Below are 11,946 nucleotides of genomic sequence, written 5' to 3'. Positions count from 1 at the left end.
GTGTGCGTCCTCAGATGTCGAAGAGGAGGCGCGACGGGTCTTCCAGCGCTTCCTTCATGGCGACCAGGCCCAGCACGGCTTCGCGGCCGTCGATGATGCGGTGGTCGTACGACATCGCCAGGTAGTTCATCGGACGGATCACGATCTGGCCGTTCTCCACCACCGCGCGGTCCTTGGTCGCGTGCACGCCCAGGATGGCCGACTGCGGCGGGTTGATGATGGGCGTCGACAGCATCGAGCCGAAGGTGCCGCCGTTGGAGATGGAGAAGGTGCCGCCGGTCATGTCTTCGATGCCCAGCTTGCCGTCCTGGGCCTTCTTGCCGAATTCGGCGATCTTCTTTTCGATCTCGGCGAAGCTCATCTGGTCGGCGTTGCGCAGGATCGGCACCACCAGGCCACGCGGCGAACCGACGGCGATGCCGATGTCGAAGTAGCCGTGGTAGACGATGTCGTTGCCGTCGACCGAGGCGTTGATGACCGGGAATTTCTTCAGCGCATGCACCGCGGCCTTCACGAAGAAGCTCATGAAACCGATCTTCACGCCGTGTTCCTTGGTGAACTGGTCCTGGAACTTCTTGCGCATCTCCATGACCGGGGCCATGTTGACTTCATTGAAGGTGGTCAGGATGGCGTTGGTCGACTGCGATTGCAGCAGACGTTCGGCGATGCGGGCGCGCAGGCGGCTCATCGGCACGCGCTGCTCGGGGCGCTCGCCCAGGTCCTTCGGGCTCGACGATGCAGCGACTTGCTGCAGCGCCGGCTTGGCGGCCGGTGCCGGCGCAGCGGCCGGGGCCTTGGCGGTCGTGCCCGAGGCCACGGCGCCGAGCACGTCGCCCTTGGTCACGCGGCCGTCCTTGCCGGATCCGGCGACGTCGCCGGTCGACAGGTTGTTGTCGGCCAGCAGCTTGGCAGCGGCGGGCATGGCGACGTCGGACTTCGAACCGCCGGTGGCGGCCGCAGCGGCTTGGGCCGGTGCCGGTGCGGCGGCAGCGGGTGCCGCGGCGGCGGGCGCTGCTGCGCCGGCCTTGCCTTCGGAGTCGATCTTGGCGATGACCTGCCCGGCCACCACGGTGGCACCATCACCTTGCACGATCTCGGCCAGCACGCCGGCCGATGGCGCCGGCACTTCGAGCACGACCTTGTCGGTCTCGATCTCGATCAGGATTTCATCGATGGCGACGGCTTCGCCGGCCTTCTTCTTCCAGGTGAGCATGGTGGCTTCGGCCACCGATTCCGACAACTCAGGGACTTTGACTTCAACGATAGACATTTTGTAGAGTGCTCCGACTTCTATTTATAGGTGGGATGGATGGGGGGAGCCGGCTCACTTCGTGAGGACGAAACCCTTGAGCTTGCCGAACGCGCCGTCGACCAGCGCCTTCTGCTGCTCCTGGTGCAGGTGCGAATAGCCGACCGCCGGCGATGCCGAAGCGGCGCGACCGGAATAGCCCAGCTTCTGGCCATCGGCCATGTTTTCGTGGATGTAGTGTTGCACGAAGAACCAGGCGCCCTGGTTCTGCGGCTCATCCTGGCACCAGACCACGTCGGCCAGGTTCGGGTACTTCTTCAGTTCGGCGGAGAAGGCCTTGTGCGGGAACGGATAGAGCTGCTCGACGCGGATGATCGCCACGTCGTCGACGCCCTTCTCCTCGCGCTTCTTGGCCAGGTCGTAGTAGACCTTGCCCGAGCAGGCGATCACGCGCTTGACCTTGTCGGCCTTGAGGTCCTTCGCGTCGGGGATGACGGTCTGGAAGAAACCCTTGGTGAACTCGGACAGCGGCGAGGTTGCATCCTTGTTGCGCAGCAGCGACTTGGGCGTGAGGATGATCAGCGGCTTGCGCAGGTTGCGCACCATCTGGCGACGCAGGATGTGGAAGATCTGGCTGGCCGTGGTCGGCTGCACCACCTGCATGTTGGTGTCGGCGCTCAACTGCATGAAGCGTTCGAGGCGCGCCGAGCTGTGCTCCGGCCCCTGGCCTTCGTAGCCGTGCGGCAGCATCAGCGTCAGGCCGTTGACGCGGCCCCACTTCACCTCGCCGGATGCGATGAACTGGTCGATCACGACCTGCGCGCCGTTCACGAAGTCGCCGAACTGAGCTTCCCAGATGACGAGCGTGTTCGGGTCGTTCGAGGCGTAGCCGTATTCGAAGGCCAGCACCGCTTCTTCGGACAGGATCGAGTCGATCACGACGAAGGGCGCCTGGTTCTCGGCCACGTTCTGCAGCGGCACGTAGGTGCCGACGTCGAACTTCTCGCGGTTCTGGTCGTGCAGCACGGCGTGGCGGTGCGTGAACGTGCCGCGGCCCGAGTCTTCGCCCGACAAGCGCACCGGGTAGCCGCTGGCCACCAGCGAGGCGAAGGCCATGTGCTCGCCCATGCCCCAGTCGACGTTGACGTCGCCGCGGCCCATGGCGGCGCGATCGTCCAGCACCTTCTTCACCAGCGGATGCACGGTGAAGCCGGCCGGCACGGCCGTGATCTTCTCGGCGATGCGCTTCCACTCGGCGGTCGGGATGGCGGTGTCACCGGCATCGGTCCACTTCTTGTTGAGGAAGGGGCTCCAGTCGACCGCGTACTTGCTCTTGAAGTTGGTGAGCACCGGGTCGGACGTGTTCTTGCCGGCGTCGAAGGCCGCGCGTTGCGCCTTGACCATGTCGTCGCCGAGCGTGTCGCCCAGGCCCTGCGCAGCCAGCTTGTCGGCGTACAGCTTGCGCGTGCCCGGGTGCTGGGCGATCTTCTTGTACATCAGCGGCTGGGTGAGCGAGGGGGTGTCCTGCTCGTTGTGGCCCAGCTTGCGGAAGCAGATGATGTCGACGACCACGTCCTTCTGGAATTCCATCCGGAAGTCGAGCGCGAGCTGGGTGGCCAGCACCACGGCTTCGGGATCGTCGCCGTTCACATGCAGCACCGGTGCTTCGATCATCTTGACGATGTCCGAGCAGTACAGCGTCGAGCGGCTGTCGCGCGGGTCGCTGGTGGTGAAGCCGATCTGGTTGTTGATGACGATGTGCACCGTGCCGCCGGTGGAATAGCCACGCGTCTCGGCCAGCGCCAGCGTTTCCATCACGACGCCCTGGCCGGCGAAGGCCGCGTCGCCGTGCACGATGATCGGCAGCACCTGCTTGCCGAGCGGGTCGCCGCGGCGGTCCATGCGGGCGCGCACCGAGCCTTCGACCACCGGGTTCACGATTTCGAGGTGAGAAGGGTTGAACGCGAGGCTCAGGTGCACCGGGCCGCCGCGGGTGCTCACGTCGGAGCTGAAGCCCTGGTGGTACTTCACGTCGCCGCTGGGCAGCTCTTCGGGGGCGGTGTGGTCGAACTCGGCGAACAGGTCGGCCGGCATCTTGCCGAGCGAATTGACCAGCACGTTGAGGCGGCCGCGGTGGGCCATGCCGATCACGATTTCCTGCACGCCCTTGACGCCGGCCTCGTTGATCAGTTCGTCCATCGACACGATGAAGCTTTCGCCGCCTTCGAGCGAAAAGCGCTTCTGGCCGACGTACTTGGTATGAAGGAAGCGCTCCAGGCCTTCGGCGGCCGTCAGGCGCTCGAGCACATGCTTCTTCTGGTCGGTATTGAGCTTGGGGTTGGTGCGCGCCGTCTCGAGCTTCTGCTGCCACCAGCGCTTTTGCTGGTGGTCGGTGGTGTACATGTACTCGGCGCCGATGGTGCCGCAGTACGTTTCACGCAAGGCGTTGAGCAGATCGCGCAGGGACATGGTGTCCTTGCCGAAGAAGGTGTTGCTCGTGTTGAACACCGTTTCGAGGTCGGCGTCGCGCAGACCGTAGAACGACGGTTCGAGCTCGGGGATCGCCGGGCGCTCGGTGCGCTTGAGCGGGTCGAGGTCGGCCCAGCGGGCGCCGACGTTGCGGTAGGCCGCGATCAGCTGCTGGACCGCGGTGCGCTGGCGACCGAGTTCCGAATCGGCACCGCTGGCCTGCACCACCTTGGTCGTGCCCTGCTTGGCGCGTTCGGCGAAGGCGTTGATGACCGGCTGGTGGGGAACGTCGCGGGCATTGGTGCCATCGACGGCCGGCACATGCTGCAGCGCGTCGAAATAGGAGCGCCAGTTGTCGGGGACGCTGCCCGGATTGGCCAGGTAGTTCTCGTACATCTCCTCGACATAGGGCGCGTTGCCGCCGAAGAGGTAGGTGTTGCCTTGGTAGGCGTGATAGACGGACGACGAATCGCTCATGTTCCGCTGACTTTCGCTTCCCTGAAGGAAGCATTAGCTGGTTTAAGAAACCTTCCGCGACACGGCTGGACCGGTTGGCGGATGCGACTGTGGCTAGGGAAGGGCCTGAGTACGCCTGCATTGTGCCACGCGCATCCGAGGCTGCTGGAGCGGCATGGAGATTTGCACTAATGCCGGTTTGGCGACTGAAGTTGCGCCAGCGGGTCTGCGATGCGCCGGAGATGAATTAATAAGTACTAACATTTGAGCCCGTGCGCATGCCGGGACGTCACCGGTCAGGGAGGACAACACGTGAACATGCTCATCATCGGGGCCAGCCAGGCGCTGGTGTTCTGCCATACCTTGGCCTTCGCGTTCGCCATCGTGACCGTGGCGCGGGAAGACCTGGCGCTGCTCTCGGCCGACTACGTCGACGCCGCCCGGATCCAATCCACCGGCCGCCAACTCGTGATCCTCCTGGGATTGCTCTGGCTGACCGGCGGCGCGCTCATCTTGCTGGATCTCGGCAGCAACCTCGCCGCCCTCGCCGGCCGGCCCAAACTCCTCGCCAAACTAAGCGTCGTGTCGCTGTTGACGATCAACGGGCTGCTGCTGCATCACTTCGCGTTCCCGATGCTCACCCGCCCGGTGCAGGATTTCCGCCGCGCGGCGCTCGTCTGCGTCACGCTGGGCTCGATCAGCACGGTGAGCTGGGTCTACGCCGCATTCATGGGCGTGGCCCGGATCATCGCTCCGGCCATGAGCTACGGCGCGTTCATGGCGCTCTACGCCCTGGTGCTCGCTTGCGGCCTCGCCTTCGGGCTCGCCGTTTTGCTGCCCCGGATCGAGCAACTGCTCGCGCGGCACGCGCAGCAGGATTCCGCGGACGGCGTCGAAGCCGCGCTGCGCCTCACGATGGGCCCGGCGAGCTACCTCATGCTCGACGACATCACACGCGTAGCCCGCAGAACCAGCACGGCGACCGAATATGCCACCGCGCTGGCTGCGCGCTTCCCGCCCTCGATGCAGGACCAGCGCGCCACTTTCATGCGGCGGGTGCGGCAGTTCATGGCGCAAACGGAGCGCTGAGGCAAGTCCGCCGGCTCAGACGCCGACCAGACGCTGGATCTGCTGCAAGCAAGCGGGATCGTCGATGGTCGTCAGGTCGCCCGGGTCGCGCCCTTCGCACACCGCCTGGATGGCACGCCGCAGCAATTTGCCGCTCCGGGTCTTGGGCAGTGCCGTCACGAAGCGCACGCGCGCAGGACGCGCCAACGCGCCCAACTGCTCGGCCACCCGCTTCATGATTTCGCCTTCCAGTTTCAGCGCAGCGTCGGCGTCGGTCACTGCGTTGCCGGCTCTGGGCACCACGAACGCCATTGCCACCTGCCCTTTGAGTTGATCGGCCACGCCAACCACGGCGACTTCGGCCACGTTATCGTGGCCCGAAATGCTCTCCTCGATTTCGCGCGTACCCAGCCGATGGCCGGCCACATTGATCACATCGTCGGTGCGGCCCAGGATGTAGAAATAGCCATCGGCATCACGGATGCCCCAGTCGAAGGTCGAATAGACCATCCGGTCGGGGATGCTCTTCCAATAGGTGTCGACGAAGCGCGCGTCGTCGCGCCACACGGTTTGCATGAAACCGGGCGGCGTCGGGCCCTCGACGACCAACACCCCCTTCTCCCCGGGCGCCGTCAGTTCCTCGCCGGTGGATTCATGGACGATCTTGACCCGCCAGCCGTACATCGGCACGCCGGGGCTGCCGAACTTGCTCGGCTTGCGCTCCACGCCGTTCGCGATGGTGATGATCGGCCAGCCCGACTCGGTCTGCCAGTAGTTGTCGATGATCGGCACGCCCAGGCCATCGCTGATCCAGCGTGCCGTGGGCTCGTCCAGTGGCTCGCCGGCCAGGAAGAGCGCGCGCAGGCTCGAGAGATCGTATTTCTTCAGCAGCCCCGGGTCCTGCTTCTTGAGCACACGCACCGCCGTGGGTGCGCTGAACATGACGGTCACTTTGTACTTCTCGACCAGTTGCCACCAGATGCCGCCATCGGGCTGCCGATCGAGGCCCTGGGTCGGCAGGCCTTCATAAAGAATGGTGGCCATGCCGGCGATCAGCGGGCCATAGACGATGTAGCTGTGCCCGACCACCCAGCCGATGTCGCTGGTCGAGAAGTAGGTTTCGCCCGGCCGGCCATCGAAGATGTGCCGCATGCTCGCGGCCAGCGCCACCGCATAACCGCCGGTGTCGCGTTGCACGCCCTTGGGCTTGCCGGTGGTGCCGCTGGTGTAGATGGTGTAGCTGATCTCGGTCGATTCGAGCCAGGCGCAGGGCACCACCGCCTCGGCGTGCTGCGCGGCCAGGTCGCGCAGCAGGTGGTCGCGTCCGGGCACCATCGCCATCGGCGCCAGACCGCGGTCGGCCAGCAGCACCGCCCGGGGCTTGTGCTTCGACAGGCGGATCGCCTCGTCGAGCAGCGGCTTGTACGCCAGCACCTTGCCGGCCCGCGAGCCGGCATCGGCGCTGACCACCACGACCGGCTCGGCGTCCTCGATGCGCGAGGCCAGCGAGCCGCTCGCGAAGCCGCCGAACACCACGCAATGCACCGCGCCGACGCGGGCGCAGGCCAGCATCGCGAACACCGCCTCGGCGATCATCGGCATGTAGATCAGCACCCGGTCGCCGCGCTGCACGCCCAGCGCCAGCAGGCTGGCAGCCGTGCGCTGCACCTCGGCATGCAACTCACGGAAGCTGTAGCTGCGTTCGCTGCCCGTTTCGGTGGACACGCAGATCAGCGCCGGCTGGTCGCCGCGAGCCTCTAGATGACGATCGACGGCGTTGTGGCAGAGGTTGGTCGTTCCGCCCACGAACCAGCGCGCGAATGGCGGCCGGCTCGCGTCCAGGATCTGCTGCGGCGGCGTTTTCCAGTCGATGAACGCGGCCTGCTCGGCCCAAAAGGCCTCGGGCTGGTCGACGGAACGGCGGTAGAACGCGCTGTACAGCGCGGGATCGAGCGGCGTGGGCATGGCGTGTCTCCGGATGGTCCCGCTGGATACGGGATCTGATTTCATGATTGTGGCGCGCGCTTGCAAGGGGCTGACACGGCCCGCCCGCACACACGCGCCGCCGCCCGGCGCGCCACAACCTTGATCCGCGTCAACGAATCAGTGCCTGGTACTCGCGAAAGGCCGGATGCTCCGCCGTGCGAAGCCATTCGAAGCCGACCATCTCGGTGGTCACCAGTTCGGCGCCGGCACCGGCCAGGCGGTCGAAGGCGGCGTCGCGGTTGCGTTCGGTGCGCGAACTGCAGGCGTCGGTCACGACCCAGACGTCGAATTCGTCCTCCAGCAGGTCAAGCGCGGTCTGCAGCAGGCAGACATGCGCTTCGCAGCCGGCGATCACCACCGTGTTGCGCTCCTCCTGTTCGGCGCTGGGTTTCTGCAGATGCTTGGGCAGGCTGCGTGCGTTGCCTTGCGGCGCCTTGGCCGGCGGCCGGAGCCATTCGCCGAGCCCTTCTTCCACGCCGCTGAAGTGCATCTTGGCGAGCGAACGCTGGCACAGTGCGCGAATCTCGGGCAGGTTCTCGCCCAGTTTGGACGGGTTCTGCTCGGTGCCCCACACCGGCACCTCCAGCATCCTGGCGATCTTGCCGAGGCGGACTGCGTTGGCGGCCACGGCTTCGGCCTCGAAGATGGCGGGCATGAGCCGGGCCTGGTAGTCGACAAGAACCAACTGGGAAACGGAAGCGTCGAGCAGCATGAGGAAATCCTTCGGAAAAACGGTCGGGCGCCTGGTGGCCCGACCTGCCTCGGAATTAGACCGTATCCGGCGCCCTGCCCGCGGATGGCGGAAGGCCGGCGCGCATGCCTTCGTGCTGGCCGCGGCGGCGCTGACCACGGCTGCACCCGCTGAACGCGCTCACTGCGGCTGAAGCCGCAGCAGCTTGCCGTCGGCCTCGTCGGTGAGCACATACAGAAGGCCGTCCGGGCCCTGCCGCACGTCGCGAATGCGAGCCCGCCCGTCTTCCAGCAACTTGTGCTCCGCGACGACCCGATCGCCGGCCAGTTCGATCCGATCCAGGTAGCCGAACTTGAGCGAGCCGACGAAGAGGTTGCCCTTCCAGCCAGGGCCGTAGCGATCGCTGGTCAGGAAGGCCATGCCGGACGGGGCGATGGAAGGCACCCAGTAGTGCAGCGGTTGCGCCATGCCCTCCTTCGCGGTCAGCCCGTTGCCGATCTTCCCGCCACCGTAGTTCTCGCCGTAGGTGACGACCGGCCAGCCGTAGTTCTTGCCCGGCTGAGGCACGTTGATCTCGTCACCGCCCTGCGGACCGTGCTCATGCATCCAGAAGCGCCCGTCGGGCCCGAGCGTCGCGCCCTGGCCGTTGCGGTGGCCGTAGCTCCAGATCTCCGGCAGCGCACCGGCCCGCCCGACGAAAGGGTTGTCGGGCGGCGTGCTGCCGTCCTTCTGGATGCGCACCACCTTGCCCAGGTGGTTGTCGAGCTTCTGCGCGTCTTCCTTGCGACTGAAACGGTCACCCAGGGTGATGAACAGGGTTCCGTCCTTCGCCTCGACGATGCGGCAGCCGAAATGCGCCCGGCTCACCACCTTGGGGCGCTGGCTGAAGATCACCCGGACGTCCTCCAGCCGGCTCGCATCGCCGGACAGCGTCGCCCGCAGCACAGCCGTGCTGTTGGCGGTGCCGCCGGCCTCCGGTTCGGAGAAGCACAGGTAGACCGTGCGATTGCGCGTGAAAGCGCTGTCGGTCACGACATCGAGCAGGCCACCCTGTCCGCCGACCGCGATCGGCGGCAGGCCTGCCACTGGCGCACCAAGGCGGCCCTCCGCATCCACGACCCGCAAGCGGCCGGCGCGCTCGGTCACGAGGAAGCGACGGTCGGGCAAAAAGGCCACCGACCAAGGATTTTCCAGACCGGCGGCGATGCGCTGCACGCGCACCTGCGCCGATACGTGGGTCGCGGCGCCGGCCAGCACCACCATGGCAACGCCGCCCCAGCCGACGCGCGCGAATTGCGGCAATTTCACTTTCATTTGCATTCCTATTGGCCAGTTGACGAATTCGCGAGATCAGCCTCTTGCACCAACCGGTCGCAATTCGCGAACCTTTGCATTACTCGTTGAGACAAATCATTTCGGCCCCAGCCCGGCTTTACATCTCGCAATGGAAAAAATGCAAAATAACTCAACAGCGACAAGCACTTAGATGCACAATCCAGACTCCGCTTCAAATTGACACTCTGCAGTGTCATCCCTATCCTACGAACCCATGCGTTTTTCACTTGTCCTAGCCTCCCTTCTCGTCGCCGGCGTTGCGCACGCCGCACCCGCGGTGGACCGCTCGGACGACATAGACCGTGCGCTGGCAGACAGGGGTTTGATCGGGCAACTTCAGCAAGTTCGCCAAAGCGTGGTCGAACGCACCTCCGATCTGGTGGTGACGGCGATCGGCTTCCTGGGCGTGCCCTACCGCCGCGGCGGCAACACCGCCGAGAGCGGCTTCGACTGCAGCGGCTTCGTCCGTGCGATGTACAACCAGACCGTCGGCCACCTGCTGCCGCGCCGCGCCGAAGAACAGGCGGCGGCCACCGAGAAGATCGATCGAAGCGAATTGAAGCCGGGCGACCTGGTGTTCTTCAACACCATGCGCCGAACCTTCAGCCATGTGGGCATCTACGTCGGCGAGGGCAAATTCATCCACTCGCCGCGCACCGGTGCGCAGGTTCGGGTCGAAGACATGAACGGCAGCTACTGGAAACGCCGCTTCGACGGCGCCCGCCGCGTGCTGTCGGCCAAGGACGACGAAGACACCCGCACCGTGAAGTAATCCAGCGCGCGGGCACCAGCGCCCCGCCTCATAAAAAAACCCGCCGTCGGCGGGTTTTTTGTTGGCGCAAGCCTTCAGCTTCAGCGCTTGACCGGCGGCAGGTCGGTACAACTGCCGTGCGCGGCCTCGGCCGCCAGGCCGATGCTTTCGCCCAGCGTCGGATGCGGGTGGATCGTCTTGCCGATGTCGATGGCATCCGCCCCCATCTCGATGGCCAGCGCGATCTCGCCGATCATGTCGCCCGCATGCGTGCCGACGATGCCGCCGCCGATGATGCGATGGCTCTCAGCGTCGAACAGCAGCTTGGTGAAGCCTTCGTCACGCCCGTTGGCAATGGCGCGACCGGACGCGTTCCACGGGAACAGGCCCTTGCTGATCTTGACGCCTTCGGCCTTGGCCTGGTCTTCGGTGATGCCGACCCACGCCACTTCCGGGTCGGTGTAGGCCACGCTGGGGATCACGCGGGCGTTGAATGCGGCGCTCGCCAGCTCCTTGTCGCCCTTCTGCTCGCCGGCGATGACCTCGGCCGCCACGTGCGCCTCGTGCACCGCCTTGTGCTCGAGCATCGGCTGGCCGACGATGTCGCCCACCGCGAAGATGTGCGGCACGTTGGTGCGCATCTGGATGTCGACCGGGATGAAGCCGCGGTCGGTCACCGTCACGCCGGCCTTCTCGGCTGCGATCTTCTTGCCATTGGGCGTGCGGCCGACGGCCTGCAGCACCAAGTCGTACAGCTGCGGCTCCTTCGGGGCGGCCTCGCCTTCGAAGGTGACGCGGATGCCCTCCTTCGTGGCCTCCGCTCCCACCGTCTTGGTCTTGAGCATGATGTTGTCGAAGCGCGGCGCGTTCATCTTCTGCCACACCTTGACGAGGTCGCGGTCGGCGCCCTGCATCAGGCCGTCCATCATCTCGACCACGTCGAGGCGCGCGCCGAGCGACGAATACACCGAGCCCATTTCCAAGCCGATGATGCCGCCGCCGAGGATCAGCATGCGCTTGGGTTCGACGCCCAACTCCAGCGCACCGGTCGAATCGACCACGCGCGGGTCGTCCTTGGGCATGAAGGGCAGATGCACCGCCTGCGAGCCGGCGGCGATCACGCAGTGGCGGAACTTGATCGTCTGCGCCTTGCCGGTGGTGTCGCGACCGTCGCCCGAGGTTTCCTGCACCTTGACGTGGTACGGGTCGACGAACTCGCCGACCCCGCGCACGGTCGTCACCTTGCGCATCTTGGCCATCGCGCTGAGGCCGCCGGTGAGCTTGCTCACCACCTTGTTCTTGCGCGCCAGCAGCTTGCTGCGATCGATGCTCGGCTCGCCGAAGGTTACGCCCATGTCGGCGAAGTGCTTGACCTCGTCCATCACGGCCGCGACGTGCAGCAGCGCCTTCGACGGGATGCAGCCGACGTTGAGGCAGACGCCGCCGAGGGTCGCGTAGCGCTCGACCAGGATGACCTTCAGGCCGAGGTCGGCCGCGCGGAAGGCGGCGGAATAACCACCGGGGCCGGCGCCGAGCACGAGCAGGTCGCATTCGACATCGACGGAACCGCTGTAGCTCGATGCGACGGGTGCCGGTGCGGCCGAAGTTGGGGCCGGGGCCGGGGCCGGCGACGTCGCGTTGGCCGCCGGTGCCGCAGCGGGAGCCGGCGCGGATGCAGGCGCGGGTGCAGCAGCCCCTTCGGCCACATCCAGCGTCAGCACCACTGAGCCCTGCTTGACCTTGTCGCCGACCTTCACGGCCACGGCCTTCACCGTGCCGGCCGCCGACGACGGGATCTCCATCGACGCCTTGTCCGACTCCACGGTGATCAGCGACTGCTCGGCCTTCACCGTATCGCCCACCTTCACCAGCACCTCGATCACCGCGACTTCGTCGAAATCGCCGATGTCCGGAACCTTGATCTGTTGTTCACTCATCTCG

8 protein-coding genes are annotated in these 11,946 nt (G+C 66.0%); 2 read left to right on the top strand and 6 right to left on the bottom strand.

Features of this window, described 5'->3' with window-relative positions:
- Window positions 1–10 precede the first annotated feature (10 nt).
- Complete coding sequence (gene odhB / locus ACSFBE_RS18645; RefSeq protein ID WP_435491898.1) at window positions 11–1,270, bottom strand: 2-oxoglutarate dehydrogenase complex dihydrolipoyllysine-residue succinyltransferase; 1,260 nt, start codon at window positions 1,268–1,270, stop codon at window positions 11–13.
- Between the two features lie 54 nt (window positions 1,271–1,324).
- Window positions 1,325–4,195 carry a 2-oxoglutarate dehydrogenase E1 component gene (locus ACSFBE_RS18640; RefSeq protein WP_435491897.1) on the bottom strand — a complete coding sequence of 957 codons (2,871 nt, stop codon included), beginning with the start codon at window positions 4,193–4,195 and terminating at the stop codon, window positions 1,325–1,327.
- A gap of 291 nt (window positions 4,196–4,486) precedes the next feature.
- On the opposite strand from ACSFBE_RS18640, the gene ACSFBE_RS18635 reads away from it, so the two are divergent.
- The gene (locus ACSFBE_RS18635) at window positions 4,487–5,263 is read left to right on the top strand and encodes a hypothetical protein (RefSeq protein ID WP_435491896.1); all 777 of its coding nucleotides are present in this window, start codon (window positions 4,487–4,489) and stop codon (window positions 5,261–5,263) included.
- 15 nt (window positions 5,264–5,278) lie between these two features.
- Here the strand turns inward: ACSFBE_RS18635 and ACSFBE_RS18630 are convergent, their stop codons facing one another.
- The 3 genes from ACSFBE_RS18630 to ACSFBE_RS18620 all read right to left on the bottom strand — a co-directional run bounded on the left by ACSFBE_RS18630 (window position 5,279) and on the right by ACSFBE_RS18620 (window position 9,182).
- Window positions 5,279–7,207 (bottom strand): propionate--CoA ligase, encoded by a 1,929-nt coding sequence (locus ACSFBE_RS18630; RefSeq protein ID WP_435491895.1) that lies wholly within the window; start codon window positions 7,205–7,207, stop codon window positions 5,279–5,281.
- A 130-nt stretch (window positions 7,208–7,337) separates the two neighbouring features.
- On the bottom strand, window positions 7,338–7,940 hold the full coding sequence (locus tag ACSFBE_RS18625) for an isochorismatase family protein (protein ID WP_435491894.1): 603 nt from the start codon (window positions 7,938–7,940) through the stop codon (window positions 7,338–7,340).
- 159 nt (window positions 7,941–8,099) lie between these two features.
- On the bottom strand, window positions 8,100–9,182 hold the full coding sequence (locus ACSFBE_RS18620) for a PQQ-dependent sugar dehydrogenase (protein WP_435492004.1): 1,083 nt from the start codon (window positions 9,180–9,182) through the stop codon (window positions 8,100–8,102).
- 286 nt (window positions 9,183–9,468) lie between these two features.
- Between ACSFBE_RS18620 and ACSFBE_RS18615 the strand changes: the two genes are divergently transcribed.
- A complete protein-coding gene (locus tag ACSFBE_RS18615) occupies window positions 9,469–10,026 on the top strand; it encodes a C40 family peptidase (protein ID WP_435491893.1) in 558 nt (185 codons plus the stop codon).
- A gap of 80 nt (window positions 10,027–10,106) precedes the next feature.
- Here ACSFBE_RS18615 and lpdA read toward each other — a convergent pair whose 3' ends face one another.
- Window positions 10,107–11,942, bottom strand: a complete 1,836-nt coding sequence (gene lpdA / locus ACSFBE_RS18610; protein ID WP_435491892.1) for a dihydrolipoyl dehydrogenase — start codon at window positions 11,940–11,942, stop codon at window positions 10,107–10,109.
- Between the last annotated feature and the right edge of the window lie 4 nt (window positions 11,943–11,946).

The sequence above is a fragment of the Variovorax sucrosi genome, assembly GCF_051216635.1.
In the GTDB taxonomy this organism is placed as follows: Bacteria; Pseudomonadota; Gammaproteobacteria; order Burkholderiales; family Burkholderiaceae_C; genus Variovorax.
This window is presented reverse-complemented; position numbering and strand designations above follow the sequence as displayed.

Excerpts from the sequence above, each read along its gene's own strand:
- odhB (WP_435491898.1), bottom strand. The coding sequence starts at position 1,270 with ATGTCTATCGTTGAAGTCAAAGTCCCTGAGTTGTCGGAATCGGTGGCC.
- ACSFBE_RS18640 (WP_435491897.1), bottom strand. The coding sequence starts at position 4,195 with ATGAGCGATTCGTCGTCCGTCTATCACGCCTACCAAGGCAACACCTAC.
- ACSFBE_RS18630 (WP_435491895.1), bottom strand. The coding sequence starts at position 7,207 with ATGCCCACGCCGCTCGATCCCGCGCTGTACAGCGCGTTCTACCGCCGT.
- ACSFBE_RS18625 (WP_435491894.1), bottom strand. The coding sequence starts at position 7,940 with ATGCTGCTCGACGCTTCCGTTTCCCAGTTGGTTCTTGTCGACTACCAG.
- ACSFBE_RS18620 (WP_435492004.1), bottom strand. The coding sequence starts at position 9,182 with ATGGTGGTGCTGGCCGGCGCCGCGACCCACGTATCGGCGCAGGTGCGC.
- ACSFBE_RS18615 (WP_435491893.1), top strand. The coding sequence starts at position 9,469 with ATGCGTTTTTCACTTGTCCTAGCCTCCCTTCTCGTCGCCGGCGTTGCG.
- lpdA (WP_435491892.1), bottom strand. The coding sequence starts at position 11,942 with ATGAGTGAACAACAGATCAAGGTTCCGGACATCGGCGATTTCGACGAA.